Here is a 16,687-nt window from a genome sequence, read left to right on the forward strand (position 1 = left end):
ACGCGGCTGTGGTGCATCTAGGTCCGACGCGCCAGTACAGAGCGCGGGTACCTCATGTGCTGCGCCCACTCTCCATTGCGCGGCAACCGCATGGCGCCCACACTGCCAGTGGAGATGGCGCACTGTGCTATGACGACCATGTTCTCCACAGCAACACTATATGGCTGCTATGCTCGTCATAGAGAAAGGGGCAGGCATGGCTGGGTACAGGATTGAGCGGCAGATCGCCTCCTTCGGCGAGCACGTGCGGGGCTGGCGCATGGTCTTGGGTCTGACGGCGCAGCAAGTGGCTGAGCGCGCCGACATCACGCGGGACACACTGCGTAAGATCGAGACCGGGAACCCGAGCGTGAGTTTCGGCAACGTCGCCCAGGTGCTGCGCGCGCTCGGCGTGCTCGACCAAGCCGTCGAGGCGATCGACCCGCTGAACAGCGACATCGGCCGCCTGCGGGCCGGCAGCCTCGTGAAGAAGCGCGCCCGATGACCACCGTCGAGGTCCTCGTCGACGATGCGGGACGCACCCGGCTCGTGGGCCAGGCGCATTTCACCCGGACGCGCGGCCAGATCTCTACGACGTTCCTTTATGACCCTGGGTACCTCACAAGTGACGGCATGGCCATCGACCCTGCCCTACCCCTGGTGTCCGGCTCCCAACACCAGACCGGGCTCGTCCGCGCCTTTGCCGACGGCGCCCCGGACCGATGGGGCCGCAATCTCATCGAGAAGGCCGAGCGGACGCGCGCCCGCGAAGAGAACAGAGCCCCGCGGCGACTGGACGACCTCGACTTCCTCCTTGGGGTCAGCGACGACACACGCCAGGGTGCGCTGCGATTCCGCCTGCCCGGGCACGACGAGTTCCTCGGGAAGCCCTCGAGCGTTCCGCAGCTCGTCTCGCTACCTGAGCTGCTGCACGCCTCCGACGAGCTCTCCTCGGACGACGACCCATCAGCGGCCGTCAAGCAGCTCCTGGACACAGGGACCACGGGGCTGGGCGGCGCGCGGCCGAAGGCCTCCGTGCGCCTCGAGGACGGGAGCCTCGCGATAGCGAAGTTCCCGCACGGCAGCGATCAGTGGGACGTCATGGCTTGGGAAGCGACGACGCTCGACTTGATGGAGAGCGCGGGCATCTGCACGCCGCAGCGGCGGCTCACGCGCGTGGGAGCGCGCAGCGTGTTGATCTTGCGCAGGTTCGACCGAACGATGACCGGGGATCGCGTCGGCTACATAAGCGCCATGACGGCCACTGGCTCCGTCGACGGCGAGCAACGCGACTACGCCGACATCGCCGAGGCGATGCGGGACCTATCTCGCTCGCCGAAGCAGGACCACCACGAGCTCTTCGACCGCATCGTGGTCAGCGTGGCGCTCGGCAACACCGACGATCACCTACGCAACCACGGGTTCCTCGCAGACCGCGGCTCGTGGACGCTGAGCCCCGTGTTCGACGTGAACCCGAACCCGGATCCGTGGCGGTCCCGCTCGACGTCGATCATGGGAGCCGACGCGCCGCCCGACGAGGTCGACGGCCTACTCGCCCTGGCCGAGGACTGCGGCCTGACGTCCAAGCAGGCCCGCGAGAGGATGGGCCGCGTCGCGGGAGCACTGGCGAACTGGCGCGACCAGGCGCGCAAGAACCGGATCAGGGAGCACGAGATCACCATGATGGCCGAGTCGATCGAGGCACGGCTGAATGCCGTCGTCAAGGCGGTCTGAAGATCGAACGCCCTTCACAGTCGGTGGCCCCCAGGCGACCCATTTGATCACGTCGACGCCTCGCCTCTGCCCCTTGCCTCACCAGACCGCTTCGGCCTTAGACCTGCCGGTATGCCCGGCGCGCCTGAACAACTGGACGGCAGCCCGCTCCCAGCCGGTCACAGCCACCACTTCGAATGCCGAGTACACGTCCGTGCGGTTCACCGAGCGCCTCGGTCTGGAGGGGCTGACCCCACCGATCGGCTCGGTCGGGGATGCCTATGACAACGGCTCATGGAGTCGACCATCTGCCTGTACAAGGCCGCATGCATCGACACGACCGTGTTCCACCTCGGGGCGTGGAAGACGCTCGAGGACGTCGAGTACGCCACCGCCGAATGGGTCGACTGGTACAACCAGCGCCGCGTCCACACCGCCCTCAACTACGCCACCCCGGCCGCCATCGAGGCCGACTACTATCGTCAAGCCCCGGCCAGAGAGCCAGTCATCACCAACAACTGAACTCTCCACAGAACCCGGGGCGGTTCAGAGGTCACCGCCACAGAAGCGAGTTTAGAAGCCGTGAGGGCAGTGGAGACGGTGGGACTCGCGAGCCGGTCGCCCGGCATCTGGGACCCGAGCTGGCTCTTCACGGCGGCGCCGATGAGGACGATTCGCTGACCGCGGTAGTCCGCTCGGCGCAAAGCCGACACACTGTGCGGGTGGGCAAACCATCGCGTCGTGCGAACCGTCGTAACCGGCCAAGGCGTGTCCGCTACGTGGCTGCCGGCTCGGGGTTGCGGGTCGTGATTGCGACGCAACCCAAGGCCACTGATGGGGGCGTTGACCTCGCCGCCGACCTCGCCCTCACGAAGGCCGCACTCCTGTACGCCGACACTGTCGAGCTCGTCAGTCCCGGTGCCGCGATGATCGCCGCAACAAGGGCGCTCGAGTCCGCCACCACGAGCAACGCGCTGGACGTCCTGGAGTCGTTCGACCACGACACCTTGCAGCGCCTCGGCGGTCCGCTGTCGGACAATTGGCGTCAGATCGTGGAGACCGTGAAGGCGGTAGACCAGGCGCCAGCGCTGAAGCGACAGCTTCTCGATGCGTCCCCTAAGCTCGCCGAACTGTTCGAGATCGTTCGAGGGTTCGACGACTCCGCCCTACGGCTGCGGTCGGTCGCGGCCGACATGGTGGATGCCTCGGGCTTGCGCGAACTGGATGAGGCAATCCGGCTCGGGGTAGTTACTGTGAACGAGGTCGGCGCCGGGCAAGGTGACTCCGACGCGATGCTTGCCGAATACGTCGACCACATCAAGCGAACTCTGCAGGACCCGGCCGTGCATGCACTGTTCGACGAGTCGTCCGCCTCGTTGGCGCGGTCACTGGTCCGGGAGGGACATGTCGAACCGAACCGGCTGACACTGATGCACGCCAAACAGGCTGCCGTCGGGGGTGGTTTGGTGGCAAAGCTACCGTCATTCCCGAACTCGGGTATGCACGACGTGCTAATGCTTCGAGAAGACCTGGGGTCACCGTTAGGCCGCTACCGGCGCGCGGTAGTGGCGCTGTCAGAGAAGCTTCGGTCTCAAGCCTTCGACGAAGAATCCGCCGTTGAAGTGGAAGACCTGTGGCGAAACGACGTCGCCCCGACGCTTGACGATCTGCGTGACGGCATGGAACGGCACACGTTCGTCCGCCACCTCGCGAAGCAGGTTGGCGAGGAACCCATGACCGTGGTGGCAGGGGTGGGGAGTCCGGGTGCAATCCTGATGGGGTTCCAGGCGATAACAGGCGTCGACTCGATCCTCTCCGCCCTCGCCGCCGCTGTTCCTGCGGCTGCCGGCGCCACGAGCCTCGCGGTAAAGGCCGCAACCGCGCGCGGCGGGGAGCTGGAGAAACTGCGCGGCAACGACCTGTTCTACCTGCACGAAATCAACCGACGTCTCGGAGCTACCTGACCAGGGAAAATACCCGGCCCTCCCCGCTTGACAGACATGGAAGCGTCTCTCACTCTGCCCCGACTGTGTGCGGCCCCGCCTCTGACCCGGATCCGTGGGGAGCGACTAGTCTCTGCTCCGTGCCTGTCGATGCGGTGGAGACTGTCGAGCAAGATGTACCGATCGCTTACAGTTGGACGCTGCGACGGGCCATTGCGGATCCAGCACTACTTGCGATCGCCGGGTTCTCGCCCGGGGCGATCGCCGTCACGAATGCATGGTTCGTGACTGGTCGCAGTCCGGACCTCACGCTCGCGGTCCTTGGTGCCATCCCGATCGGGAATCTCGTCGCCTCGACCGCGGCACCGGTGCTGGCGTTGCTCTCCGTGTTCGTACTCGGAGCATCGACCCTCCGAGGCGTGAGGCTCTCCCCGACACTATTCTGGTCGGTAACATCACTTGGAATGCTTGCATTTCCTGCTCTTGCAACTCCACTCGTCGCGTCGCTCGCGATTTCATCTTACACGACATCGTTTGCGAATCGAGCAAGTTGGAAGATCGAATATTTCCTCGAGCGACTGGCGGATACACGAGGCGGCTACCTGGCTGTTGCGCTCACGATCATTCCAGGAACTATCGCCCTCATAATTCGCGATGCGATAGGCCGCAAGGGACAACCGTCTCTAACAACCACCCTCGAGACGTTTGGAATAGTCTCCATCATCCTGGCAGTGGCAATAGTCTTCCTCGCGTCGACTAAGGAGCGTCATAGCGAAATCCGGCGTGAGAGCCGGGCGATCGGAATTCTCACGCTAGTTGGGATGTTTGTCGTATCGCTCGCATCTGCTGCGACTAATTTCACCTGGGGTCCTCGGGAGGCGATATCATGGCACTCAGAGAGTGGGGCGATGAACTCAATCGGGCGCCTGGTATCCGTAGATGACACCGGGGTGCAGATCCTAGACGAAGGCGGGATTCTCTCCTTTATCGACGGAAATTCAATTACCCGGAGGTCCGTTTGCCCTCAGCCGATCGACGCGAACCTGGCGTCGTCGGCCGTTGAACTACTTGGACGGCTTCTGGACACCGCGGACTACGACGCCTACGCCAGTCCGCCATGCCTCTGATTACGTGGCTGAGCAGCGACGGCGAGATCGAGTTCCTGGATAGCGGGTCCATCACGGATCGCGTGCTCTGCATCATTCCGCCCTCAGATGCGGACTCCCTCGTGCAGCACACAGCGGCCGAGGCTGCTACACCGCTAAGTAGGTCCGACGACACGGGTGCGTGCGAGGAGTGGGTGAACATGGCGCAGGCGGCGGAACGATAGACCAGCCAAGCGGGGGGCTGAACCTTGCCGCAGCCCGTCCCTACGGTCAGGTGCTCTGTTCGCCGCGAAGGTAGAAGCGGTCGAGGCAGGCCGTGCCAAGCTTGGTAATGCTCCAGAACCTGTCGCCAGCCGAAGTTCCAGAGCCGATCCCATATGAAGGGGGGTAGGAGTCTCCATAGCGCCACTGGGCTAGCTTGCTGGCTTCCAATTCTGATAGCACGTGCGACCGAAGGGCAGGATCGGAACTGCCAACCGCCTCGAAGGCGGCGCGCGTCCTGTCGTACATCCAGGACGCGCGGTCAGAACCTGTGGGCCGCGCATCGTCCAGCGCAGTGAGTACGCGAAGGTGCGGCGCCTCAAGCCTCGTCATGATTCGCACCCACATGAGCTCTTCGTCGATGCTTGTGCCGTCGGCAGCCAACGCGCCGCGGGCGAGCAGCCTCCCGAGCACATCGAGTTTCTCTTCAAGTGCCGTACGTGACGCCGCATCCATGACCTCACCCAGGAGAGCGGCATGCGGCACTGTCGATGTCAGCTTGGAGGCGAGCTCGTCCGGGGCAAGGCCTGACTCTTCGACTGCGGTGCCAACCGTCCGCTCAAACTTTCGACGCTGGCCAGAGAGCCAACGGCTGTACATAGCATTGAGCGCAGGAACTGCACCAGCAACTGCCACTCCCGCCACCGGATCACCGATCGCCATACCGGCTGCCGCAAGAGCGACCGCGACCTCACCCCCGATCGCTGCTCGTTCGAAGTCATCCACCACTTCAGCCTAGCCAAGTCAGTCGCTGCCCAGACCCGGCGTCAGTCCGCGTCGTCGCGAGCCCGAAGATTCGCGAACCGGCGCGCAAGCAGCTCAACCAGCTCTGGCGGTGCGGGATCGGTCGGCCACTCTTCGGACGGCCGCCTCGGCGCCGCCCAGACGGTGTAGCGTCGGCGATCGGGAGGCCAGGCGATCTCGTCATCACCGTCAACGACGGACGCGTCGTGGTCCAATGGCGGCTTGCCGTGGCGGGTCATCGCGTTGTCGAGTGCGGCCTCTGCTCGGGCAGCCCAGGCCCGGATCCGTGACAGTGGGACGTTGCCGATTCAGATCTCCTTGTTGGTGTAGATGATCGCCCCGACGATGACCCCAGGATGGTCGGCTGCCAGCCTCTCAGCTGATCGACCGCCTACTTCGTCCCAGTGCTCCGCGATGTTCCGCAACAGCTCCAGGACTTCCTCGCCCGCCATCGCCGTCCTGAGGTCGTCTGGTAGCCGCCTCTGCGCACGCAACAAGTTGCGCACGGCAACGACCAAGAAGTCGGCGTCGGTCGAGACCTCCATTTGAAGCGCCACCGAAGGCACGCGCACGGGCTGTAGCGAGTCGCGGTCCAGCTGGGCACGGACCGCTTCCTGGGCCGGCTCGGCCATCTCACTGCGCAGGTGCGCGTCCTGCAGCGCGGAGGCGTACTCGTAGAGGGCATCCTCAAGTCGGGCCGCTTGCATCCGGACGGCCTCCGCCCATCGGCGCCCGCCGTGCCAGACGGCGAGGTCGTCGGCAGGGGCTGCAGGCATAGCCTTCCCTCCTACTCTTGAGGTTCTGCGACGATTCCGTCGCTTCCTGGCCCACCACAGGAGTCCACATCTTGGCCATCGAGCGTGACGACGGCATACCACTCGAACGCCGGCCCCAGGTGATCCAGGAGCTCGACCGGATAGCGCACTGCAACCTGCCCGTCAGCGAAGACAGCACCGTTGGTCACGTTCTCCTGCGTGGCAGTTGAAAGGTCGAACACGAAGTTGGCCGTCTCGACGCCTGCACCGAACTTCGTCCCGAACTGATAGCTGGCCCCATCACCGTCAGCCGAACTGGCGGTGACCAGAAAGCTCAGCCCATCGACGTCCGTAGCCTGGATCGGGTCGGTGAACACGACCGAGGCGAAGACCAGCGAACCGTCGTTCGAAAGGGTGACGTCCTTGATGTCGACAACTCCAGAGCCATCGCCTCGCTCGTCCTCGCACGTCACGTGGAACTTCGGGAAACCAGTGGACGCCTCCGCGATGGCGCCGTTGCCCAGGAGATCCGAGCATGTGCCATCAGCTGGCGCTCCCAGTGTCTCGCCAGGAAAGCTGACCACGACATACCCCGCGTTGCCGCCTTGCCCATCGAGACCTCCGTCCTCGCCGTAAGTCCGGTCCACGCACACATCGCTGCCGTCGATGACGACGCCCTCGACCGTCAGGCCATCCCAGATCGGTGCATCAGGCAGGTCATCGAGAACGAGCCGCTCCGCCGTGGCAACGCGTTCCGCATCCGACATGGTGGGCGCTTCGACCGGCGAGGACGGGGCGCTGGAAGCTGAACCCTCGACCGGCGCCGCGCCGCCGCCACATCCCGTCAGAGCCAGGACGACGACGGCAACCGGCACGAGGGCAGTCACACGGTTATGCACGCCACTCAACGTAGTGCGAGGCGGCCATCGAAGGGCGAGAACCAGCCTTCGGCGCAGGGTGAACTTGCGGGTGAACCAAACCGGGCTAAACCGTGCGCCGGATCCCTACCAGAACCTGCACGCCGAGAGCCGGGCGAGCGTCCAGCAGCGGCCGGATCACCTCGGCGATTAGTCTCCTCGGATCGACCGGACCGGGGCGACCGAACCGGTGGCCGAGAGTCGGGTGGAGTTCTTGCGCGGGATGTCGTGCGGCGGCATGTCCATGACCCACCGGCCGCCCCCGGTTGGAGGTGCTTGCAGCTGTCGGATGTGCGGCATGATGTGGTCGGACTACAACAGGCCGTCAAGGTCGCTGTACAGGAGGTCGCGCCACCAGCGATGTCGGGCACTGGTAGGCGCCGTAGGATCCGCTGGTCGATCTCGTCGACGAGGTCGCGAAGCTCATACGCGGGTTTGCGGGGCAGTCTGGAGATTGATTTTGCGAGGAGATCTCGTACCGTTACGTCGTCGCAGCCCGGGCACGAGCTGTGCTCGATCCATGGGGTGCGCCGCTGCTGGCGCGAGTGCCGGTCCCACCTGAGGAGGGCTTCATGTACTTCGCCGGGGAACCGTTCGAGCCTGGAGATCGCGGCGCTCGTCGCGCCGGACAGCCGCGGATGCTTTGGTGAACGCGTGCGGACTCTTCTGGCCCGATTCGATGCGCGTAGCCGGGAGGGGCGTCTACGCGGCATGTCCCTTCGTCATGTCGATCATGGGGACGATGCTCCCACAGCCGCAGCTAGTCCCAGGACGGCCCGTGGTGTTCGGTTCCACTAGGGCTCGCGCCCGCCCCCGTGTGGGCGCGCTCGAGCGGCGTTCGACGACGAGACGATCGCGGAGGCCCGCGGGCGTCCAAGAACTTCGGCGATACTTCGATGTCGACCCGGAGTGAGGTGAGATGACGAACTGGCAAGGAGTGCGCGAGCGTGTTTCACAGCTCCGTCGACGCGACAGGCGTCTGGCGACGTTCGGTGCCAGCGGTCATCGATTCGTTCTGGCAGCGCCGCTGACCATGGCGCAAGTGGGAGAAGCAGAGGCACAGTTCGGCGTGGCTCTCCCGGAGGAGTACCGCTCGTTCCTGGTCGAGGTGGGCGCAGGCGGCGCAGGTCCCGGCTACGGCCTGGAGGTTCTGCGCAGCGAACGAGGCACGTGGCACTGGGGCCACGGCGACGTGATCCTGGACCAGATCCACAGGCCCGCACAGACCGCTGAACAGATCGAGGCCGCCTGGAGCGAAGTTCCCGAGGCCCCACCGCAACGAGCGGACTTCCCCGACGATGCCGGCTTCGCCGCGGCGACGGCGTCGCTACGGGATCTGGAGGAGGAGGTCTACTCACGCCGGTTCATCGGCTGCATCCCCCTCGTGCACCGGGGCTGCGGCTGGGAGGAATGGCTCGTCGTCTCCGGGCCCCAACGAGGACACATTCGCGTCATGGGCGACGAGATCCTTCCCGTCTCGGACAGCTTCCACGACCACTACCTCAACTGGCTGCAGCAGGCAGAGACCGGCGCCGGAATCATCGACGATGGACGAGCGCGGCGCCGATCCTTGCTCCGCCGACTGCTGAGTTCCTGACGCCGGTTCCGGGGCTGCTGCGAGCATGTTCTGCGCGACATACCAGGCTTCGCCCCCTGCGACCTGCAGCACTGGCGTGGCCTGCAGCACCTCGTGGACTGAGAATCGCTTCTATTTCTCTCAATCGATTGCGGTCAGACCGATATCGATTGTCTCATCTGCCATCAGTTCCAGAGTCATTTCGAAGGAATGGTCGTTGACCTCGTTGGCACAAACGCTGATTCCCTCTTCCGCACCGTATCGGATATCTTCACACTTCCATCCGCGTGCTGCCAGCACGTCAACCACCGAGGCGACTCGTTCGGCATCAGGCGGGCTGATGACAACGTACGGCTTTCCGTCGCCGGAATCATCGCAGTACACATCCGACACTTTTTCGGAGCCCAGAGCCGACCTCACTGATGCCGCCTCGGACTGAAGGGCAGCGCTATCTTCAGGGTCACACTGGCTTCCGAAGAATCCCATCGTGCGACCAACGACGCCGAGCGCTTGGACGGTAAATACCAGGACGACTATCACCACTATCGCTATTAGCGATATCAGCAGCGTTCGCTTCTTCGCCCAGCCCGGCGCGTGCAGAGCACGGTCCGTACCGAAATCGTCCATGCCCGGTCCTGACGATCGACCCATCCTCACCAACCCCTTCGCGCGAGTGTGCGGTTCTTCCAAAGCGTTTTACCCATATTTCCGAAGACGCCGAGCCAGTAGGCACGAACTGCCGTGCTGTTTCGAACCCACCATGCCCGCGACGACGTTCGGTACCAGATACCCCGCAGACGCCCTAGGTAGTTGTTGCGTTGATCAACGGCCGAATCCCTACCGTACTGTCGCCACTCGTGCGAGTCGGTGAGTTTCTTTGCGTTGCCGCCTCCGAACGCCATCGCTAGAAGGGCGCTCCACACGAAGTGGCGAATACCGTTCTGCTTGTCCCTGTTACGGAATCCGCTCGCATAGCCGATGACCAAGACTGTGATTCGATACGCGACGTAACAGTTTGATGCACCCAGGTTGAGACAGGCTCGCAGTTCCCTGATCTTCTTCATCACCGAGGTGGACATCGTTCCACTGACGTCGGAGTCATTCACGGGGTCTTGCGGGTAGACGTATGCCGTGCTGTTGCCCCCGGTCACGGGGTCGACCGATGTAAAGGCTCCTGTGGTGGGGTTGTAGACGCGGGCGCCCATGAGGTTCAGGCCTGAGTGGCTGGTTGCTCGTTCATCCGTGGCCATCCAGTGGTAGCCCAACGGTTCGCTCGAACCGGGAGTCGCCGTGGGCCCGACCGGGTTGCCGTACTCGTCGAGCGGTGGGGCCGAAATGGCGACCCGCTCGGTAGAGGTGACCGGGAAGCTCAAGGCGCCGTCGCCATGCGGGTCCGTCAGGGCGAGCGTCAGTTGCCCGTCGGTGACCGTGGCAGCGAGCTCGCCCGTAGCGGACGGGGCATACCAGGTGGTCGCGGACTGTCCGTCTGGAGTCGTCTCCTTGGCCCATCCGGGATTGTCGGTGACGTCGGTGTAGTGCCGTTCCGTAGTGGTCGCACCGGCGGAGCTTGTGACCGACTGCGTGGCGCGTCGACCGGCGGGGTCTAGTCCGTAGGTGGTGGTGACGCCGTCCTGGGTGATGGTGTGCACGGCGTCCGTGTCGTAGTACTCGATCGTCAGGTTCCCGGCGGCGCTTCCTGCGGGAGTGTCCACCGCGGGGATGAGCCTCTGACGTCCCAGGGCGTCGTACCCGTACGCGCCTGCGGTCGCGCCTCCGAGCGTGGCACCGTCTTGAACCCGGTCGGCAGGGTCGTACGTCCAGCTCTTCGCCGTCGTGATGGTGCTCGCGGTCGTGCACGCTCCGCCGGCGTCGAGGGTGGGTTCGACGGTCGTCTGGGAGGTCCGGTTGCCGTTGGTGTCGAAGCCGTATGTCCGGGTGGTCGTACAGGCTCCAAGGGTGTCGGTGACATCGGTCAGGCGTTGGGCCTTGTCGTACGCGTATGCCAGGGACCTGCCGAAGGATCCGTCCGCGCCGGTACCGAGGTTGGTGTCCTGGGTCGCGATCCGGCCGAGCAGCTCTCGTCCGATAGTCCAGGTCCCCAGCGTGAGTGGGTCGCCGATGCTATCGGTGGTGTCGTAGGACATCCCGGTCAGCTGTCCGGCCTGGTCGTAGGTCTTGGTCATGGTGACCTGACCGGGCATGGATTGGGTCGTGATGTTCCCGGCCGCGTCGTAGGTGGCGTCGATCTGTCCCTTGCCATCAAGGTCGACCCCTACCGTGAGCCCGCGGTGCTCGGTGGCGGAGTCGGTCGTGTAGGTGGTGGTGCCGACCGGGTCGGTGACGCTCGCTACCGCGCCGGCTGCATCATAGGTCGTGGTGGTGACCTGCCCGTCGGTGTCGGTGTAGGTCACCAGGCGCCCCCACCGGTCATAGGCCTGGCTGATCCTGGCGATCTCAGCGTCCGAGGCGTCCAGGGACGCCGTCGCGGTCGGCAGGCCGGTCGCGGTGTCGTAGATCGTCTTGGTCGTTGGCACTGGCTCGGAATCGGTCAGACCGCTGGCCGTAACGGTCGTCGTGTCGTCACGGCCGTCCGCAAGGTAGCTCTGCGTGGTGGTCCGGGTGGCGGAGCTCTTGACCTCGCTGAGCTTCGTCTGGTTCAGGAGGTATCCGTACTCGACCGTGGCGACCGGGATCGTGGCCGTGGTCTCTGCAGACCTGGTTCGGCACAGCAGGCCGTCCCACTCGGGCCTGCCACCGCAGTCCGCGAACGGGCCGGCCTGCGAGTCGGCGGTGTAGTAGCCAGTGAGAATGGTGCCCGCGTCGGCACCGCTGCCCTTGGGCTGACGCTTCTCGACCACGCGCCCCAGCGCGTCGAACCGGACCTTGGACGTGATGTCGGTACTTCCGTTCTCCGTTGTCGTCGACGTCGGCGACCCGAGCACCCACCCCGAGGTCTCACTCAGTTCGTCCGCCCCGTCGATCGGCGCATAGCCGGTCCGCGTCTCAGCAACGACCGTAGCCGCACCGCTGGCCTCGCCTACCGGCTCCTGGAGGATCTGGGTCGTGGTCGCCAGGCCGAACCCCAAGCCGGTCTCGGGGTTGACCCCGTTGTTCGGCGCGCTCTGGTCGTAGGCGGTCTTGACGTGAGCGCGGGCGGTAATCGTGTCGCCCGTGGCCGGGTCGACCACGTCCGAGGCGGGGTACAAGATATCGGTCGCCAGGGTCCCGGCCGGAAGCAGCACCGTCCCAGCCGGCACGCTCTCGCCGTCGGGGCCAGTCGCCGCGGCGGAGGAGAGCACGTCCTGGTTGTAGGTCGTGATGGTCGCGTAGGTGTCCGGGTCGACTTCTTCCCCGGCCGTGGTGGAGCCTCGGATCTGGGCGATCGCCCCGGGCTCAAGGGTCCGCACGGCCCGGCCGGACTCGTCATAGGTTGTCGACGTCAGCTGCCAGTCACCGGCACCGTACTGGGCAGCGTTCGTGACACGCCCCTGGTCGTCCGTGTAGAAGACGTCCGCGTAGGGCCACAGCGCCGCGGTCACATCACCAGTCGAGGAGCCTGGTACATCGGCGGCCTTGTCCTGAGCGAATACTGCTGCCCCATATGTCGGTGCGTCCGGCTGACCCCAGACCGCCACGGCGGCCCCCGTCATCGCCGGCAGTCCAGCGACGGTCGTGGCGGGGTCGATCCCGTACACGTATCGGCTGGTCCGCACGCTCGAGGCACCGAGCGTCGCGCCGTCGCGGGTCACAGTGACGAGCGCGTTCGCATCGACCGTGGTCGGTCCGTACTGGAGCGTCCAGCTGGCCAGGCCAGCCGGTGTCACCGACGCCAGCAGCGGCACTCCAGCCGACGAGACACCGGAGTAGGCGTAGGTGGTCGACAGGTTGGAGCGGGGATCGGTGACCTTGACCAGGTAGCCGGACGAGTTGTACGCATACGCCGCGACCGGAGTCGTCGTCACCGCGTTCGTGGCGGGATCCCACGCGGTGTAGGAGATCTGCTTGACCTGCCCGGCCCGGTCACCCGGCACTGCGTCCGTGCCGGTGTCCGAACTCCCGTACGCAATTGACAGAACCCGGCAGCCACGCTGTTCGGCACCCGCGTCGCAGGTCACCGGCGTCGCTGCCTGCGGGACCGGAGCGACCATGCGTGTGAGGCGACCAGCGCCGTCATAATCCAGACGCATGATGCCGGGCGAATCCACGCCGTCCACCGAGATCGCCTGCCACGTGCCGTTCTGCCACGCCCACGTGGTCACGGACCCATCAGAATCAGTCCACGTCAGACGCGTGCCACGGTCCTGCGCATCCGGCGCGAGGACCTCGATTCTCACGCCGAGCGCAGCCGTGTCGTCGTCCGCGGCCGCATACACGCCCAGCTGGCGAGGCGCCCGTCCGGTTCCCGGCTGCATGAACACCATCGGCGATCCATACCCGTCCGTGAAGGAGATCGTGCCGTCGAACGTCGTGTCATCCTTGGCCGTCAGTCCGGACGTTCCCACGGGATCACCGATAAAGCTCGAAGTCCAGCCCGGCCCGAACACACCTGCAGACGCCGCCGGATTGTCGTAACTGGCATACGACCGTCCCACCGCCAGATCTGCAACCGCCGCGTCGTGCTCGTGCATCGCGTACTCACCGGTCCACAACGCCACCTGCCCCGGCCCGGCGGCGGCCGTCGGGAAGTCATCATCAAACGCATGCGGCACGTAGGTCGCCGTGGCATGCGAGCTGGGGGTGCTCGTCCAGGAGCAGCGGGTCGTCGCCGGGCTGGTGTAAGTGAAGCAGACCTGCACGTTCACCATGGTCGCCTGCCGATCACGGCCCAGTTCGGACGCAATGCCTGCCACGTCCAACAGCCCTGTCGCGGTGACCGCGCCGGCAGCCGTGGTGACCGGGAGTTCGCCCTCAACGGCGGTCCAGCCGGTGCGAGACCCGTTCGTCGGGGAGAAGTCGGCCGGTTCCTGCCCACCGCCGACCCGCCACAGGACCTCCGCTGTGACCGATCCGGATGCTGGTGCGGGGGCGGTGGCGCTGACCGGGACGGTCGAGGTCGATTTCGTACCATTCGAGGTGGGAGCAGTGATGTCCGCGCCGCCCGCGCCGAACGTGAACGTGGTGACTGCGCTGGTCCACGCGGCCTTGTCCACGGCACGGACCTTGAGCGTGTGCGCGCCCTCGGCCGGGTTCCATGTGTGGGTCGCGGTCTTGGTCGTGGTGCCGGAAGCGGTCTTGGAAGTCCAGGGGCCGCCGTCGGCGGAGTACTCGAACCTGGTCACATCGGAACTGGTGGAGGTGAAGGTGAACGTGTTGGAGGACGGCTTGGTGTCCTTCCATTCACCATTCGTGTAGCCGGTCGCGGTCACCGCCGGTGTAGCGGGCTTGGTGGTGTCGACCTTGAAGTTCCACAGGCTCTTGGTCGCCGACATCAGCAGCCCGTCATAGGCGCGCACGTTCGCCGAGTAGGTGTGACCGTTGGCCAGGCCCACGCTGGTCTTGGTGGTGTACTTCGAGGTGCCGCCCGAGGCCACATACGAGCCGACACCATCGGTGAGGACCTCGGTGGAACCCTCCAGGATCTTCACGCTGGAGCGCACCCGGTCACCGTCCGGGTCGGAGACCACCGCCCGGAACGTAGGTGTCAGCGTCTTGACGTACAACTCCTTGTTCGCATCAGTGCTACTCGGGTACCAGGCGTACTGACCCGACGCCAGCGTCGTCGAACCGGGCTTGGCCGGCGCGGTGTTCAGCGTGACCGTGAGCGTGGGCTTGCCCGAGGACGCGTTCGTGGAGTTGAACCGCTTCCAGCCGTAAGAGTCGGACTCGTTAGCCGCCCGCAGCGAGATCCCCCGCTCGGACGCCGCGCCGCGGGAGAAGTAGCGCAGGATGTCGGTGACATCCATGTTCACCCAGCCGTCCCCGCACGACGCCGAGTGCCCCGTGGTCTCGGTGGAGGAACCCGAGTACGAGGTGTTGATGTTCGGCTGATCCGACCACACCGTGCCACCATCGGCCAGACCCGCGGGGTAGGCCACCCACTCACGCGCATTACACGAGTAGGAGTGCCACTCCCACAACTTCAAGCTCGCCGACCGCACCGACTTGCCCAGGATGGAAGACGTGGACACGTTCATGTACGTGCGCGCCTTGGTCGTGCCACCGTCGAACGTCCCCAGCCGTAGCTCGGTCTCGTTCGACTTCTCCACCGACGAGTCCGACTGCACGTACGTGTCCCACGGCAACGCCAGCGAGACACTTGGATCCACCACCAGCGGCAGCACCACGTCCTCGGGCGCGACACCGGCATCCTCGAGCCCGGCGTCAGCGTCCATCGCGATGTCCGCCCCCGCCTCCCGGACATCCACCTGCGCCGGAACCTCTGCAGCGACACCCAGATCCAGCGGCTCCGGGCCACCCGAGAAGGCGTCCGAGATCGCCCGACCCGCGCTCTGCGCCATCTTACCCAGCCCCGCACGCTCAACCTCGTCCGAGGCATTGTCGGACTCGTCCAACGCCTGGACCGATCCGGCCCACGTCGCCGGCTCGGCGCTGCCGTCGTAGTCCTCGGCGACCGGGTGGGCCAGCTGGGCGTCGTAGGTCGCATCCCACATCACCGGCGTGCCCACACTCGCCACGACATCCTCGGTGCTATCCAGCACCTCCACCAAGGCCCCGGGCCCGGGGCCCTCGGTGGCGGGGTCGATGACCTGGGCGCCCTCGCCGCTGACTTGCAACCCCACCGGCAGATCCTCGCCGTCAGCCGGGAGCTCGTGCAACACGTAGTACTGCTCCACACCGCCACCGGTCACGTCGATCACCATGTCGATACCCGGGCTCACCGACCGGTACCGCGCCCGAGGACCGGTCACCTCAGGGGCCGGAAGGTCACCCGGAAACGTCAGCTCCGACACGATCGACGTGGCCGGATCCGTCAACGACGCCACCACCGAGACACCGTCAGCCCCGGCCTGCTGCGTACCCGAAATCTCGACCCGGGCAGGATGCGCCTGTGGGACGAACACGCCGTGATCGTCTTCGCGCAGGTCGGCGTCGAACTCGGCCCAGTCCGACGCATGCGTCCCATCCCCGCCGGTGCGCACCCAGACTGGTGACATCGACATCGCCACATCCCAGTCACCATCCGGGCGCGCATACGTCGCCGACGTCTCGGTGCGCTGGGACAGGTCCTCGATGCGGCAACCCGACAACCGAGCGTTCAGCATCGCCGAGACTCCGTCGGCTGCCGTGCGCTCAATGCCGGTGCAGTCTGGGCCTGACTCCGCGGCTACCGCGCGCGGGGTCGCGACCAGCTCCGTTCCGCCGCCCACCGCGACCACGGCGATGAACGCGGTACTCAGCGCCATACGGCGCCAACCGTCAGGACTACCGAAAGCATGCGTCAGGAACACCAGCACGACTCCGATCACCGGCCGGCACCACACGCCGGACCCGACAAAGACCTCGCATGAGCGGGCCAGCCCGGGAGCCCAACTGCGGATCGCGCTGGCGAGCCGTAACCTACCGGCTCCAGACCACCCCATGACTCACATTCCCGGCCAGCACGATCGCCAGTCGAGAGTTTTCAACGATTCTGTGTCGAAAGATCACCCACCCGGGCAGGGTCTCCATCACAATCGGCCGGATGCGTGACACTGAACGGGTCAGGAGCCTGGGCGGGAGCAACTTCCGATAG

General features: G+C 65.6%; 12 protein-coding genes. 7 read left to right on the forward strand and 5 right to left on the reverse strand.

The features are described from left to right. The first annotated feature begins 160 nt into the window (after positions 1–160). The 6 genes from J0911_RS12645 (at position 161) to J0911_RS12670 (ending at position 4,965) form a co-directional block, all read left to right on the forward strand. Positions 161–484 carry a helix-turn-helix domain-containing protein gene (locus J0911_RS12645; RefSeq protein ID WP_372434876.1) on the forward strand — a complete coding sequence of 108 codons (324 nt, stop codon included), beginning with the start codon at positions 161–163 and terminating at the stop codon, positions 482–484. After that, the gene (locus tag J0911_RS12650) at positions 481–1,713 is read left to right on the forward strand and encodes a type II toxin-antitoxin system HipA family toxin (RefSeq protein ID WP_207275824.1); all 1,233 of its coding nucleotides are present in this window, start codon (positions 481–483) and stop codon (positions 1,711–1,713) included. The genes J0911_RS12645 and J0911_RS12650 overlap by 4 nt, the downstream gene beginning before the upstream one ends. A gap of 273 nt (positions 1,714–1,986) precedes the next feature. Further along, positions 1,987–2,214: an integrase core domain-containing protein gene (locus J0911_RS12655; RefSeq protein ID WP_207275825.1), complete on the forward strand. Its 228-nt coding sequence runs from the start codon at positions 1,987–1,989 to the stop codon at positions 2,212–2,214. A gap of 257 nt (positions 2,215–2,471) precedes the next feature. After that, a complete protein-coding gene (locus J0911_RS12660; RefSeq protein WP_207275826.1) occupies positions 2,472–3,656 on the forward strand; it encodes a hypothetical protein in 1,185 nt (394 codons plus the stop codon). Between the two features lie 119 nt (positions 3,657–3,775). Beyond that, positions 3,776–4,762, forward strand: coding sequence for a hypothetical protein (locus J0911_RS12665; RefSeq protein ID WP_207275827.1), 987 nt, complete (start codon positions 3,776–3,778; stop codon positions 4,760–4,762). Next, positions 4,753–4,965, forward strand: a complete 213-nt coding sequence (locus J0911_RS12670; protein WP_207275828.1) for a hypothetical protein — start codon at positions 4,753–4,755, stop codon at positions 4,963–4,965. The genes J0911_RS12665 and J0911_RS12670 overlap by 10 nt, the downstream gene beginning before the upstream one ends. A gap of 46 nt (positions 4,966–5,011) precedes the next feature. On the opposite strand, the gene J0911_RS12675 is transcribed toward J0911_RS12670, so the two are convergent. The 3 genes from J0911_RS12675 to J0911_RS12685 form a co-directional block, all read right to left on the reverse strand. Further along, positions 5,012–5,728 (reverse strand): hypothetical protein, encoded by a 717-nt coding sequence (locus J0911_RS12675; RefSeq protein WP_207275829.1) that lies wholly within the window; start codon positions 5,726–5,728, stop codon positions 5,012–5,014. A 326-nt stretch (positions 5,729–6,054) separates the two neighbouring features. Further along, a complete protein-coding gene (locus J0911_RS12680; RefSeq protein WP_207275830.1) occupies positions 6,055–6,522 on the reverse strand; it encodes a hypothetical protein in 468 nt (155 codons plus the stop codon). Between the two features lie 11 nt (positions 6,523–6,533). Then, positions 6,534–7,400: a hypothetical protein gene (locus J0911_RS12685; protein ID WP_207275831.1), complete on the reverse strand. Its 867-nt coding sequence runs from the start codon at positions 7,398–7,400 to the stop codon at positions 6,534–6,536. A gap of 1,060 nt (positions 7,401–8,460) precedes the next feature. On the opposite strand from J0911_RS12685, the gene J0911_RS12690 reads away from it, so the two are divergent. Beyond that, positions 8,461–9,015 carry a hypothetical protein gene (locus tag J0911_RS12690; RefSeq protein WP_207275832.1) on the forward strand — a complete coding sequence of 185 codons (555 nt, stop codon included), beginning with the start codon at positions 8,461–8,463 and terminating at the stop codon, positions 9,013–9,015. Positions 9,016–9,135: 120 nt separating this feature from the next. On the opposite strand, the gene J0911_RS12695 is transcribed toward J0911_RS12690, so the two are convergent. Together J0911_RS12695 and J0911_RS12700 are read right to left on the reverse strand one after the other, a co-directional pair. After that, complete coding sequence (locus J0911_RS12695) at positions 9,136–9,621, reverse strand: hypothetical protein (protein ID WP_207275833.1); 486 nt, start codon at positions 9,619–9,621, stop codon at positions 9,136–9,138. A gap of 26 nt (positions 9,622–9,647) precedes the next feature. Further along, positions 9,648–16,358, reverse strand: coding sequence for a DNRLRE domain-containing protein (locus J0911_RS12700; protein ID WP_207275834.1), 6,711 nt, complete (start codon positions 16,356–16,358; stop codon positions 9,648–9,650). Positions 16,359–16,687: the final 329 nt, after the last annotated feature.

Source organism: Myceligenerans salitolerans (genome assembly GCF_017349295.1).
GTDB lineage: Bacteria > Actinomycetota > Actinomycetes > Actinomycetales > Cellulomonadaceae > Myceligenerans > Myceligenerans salitolerans.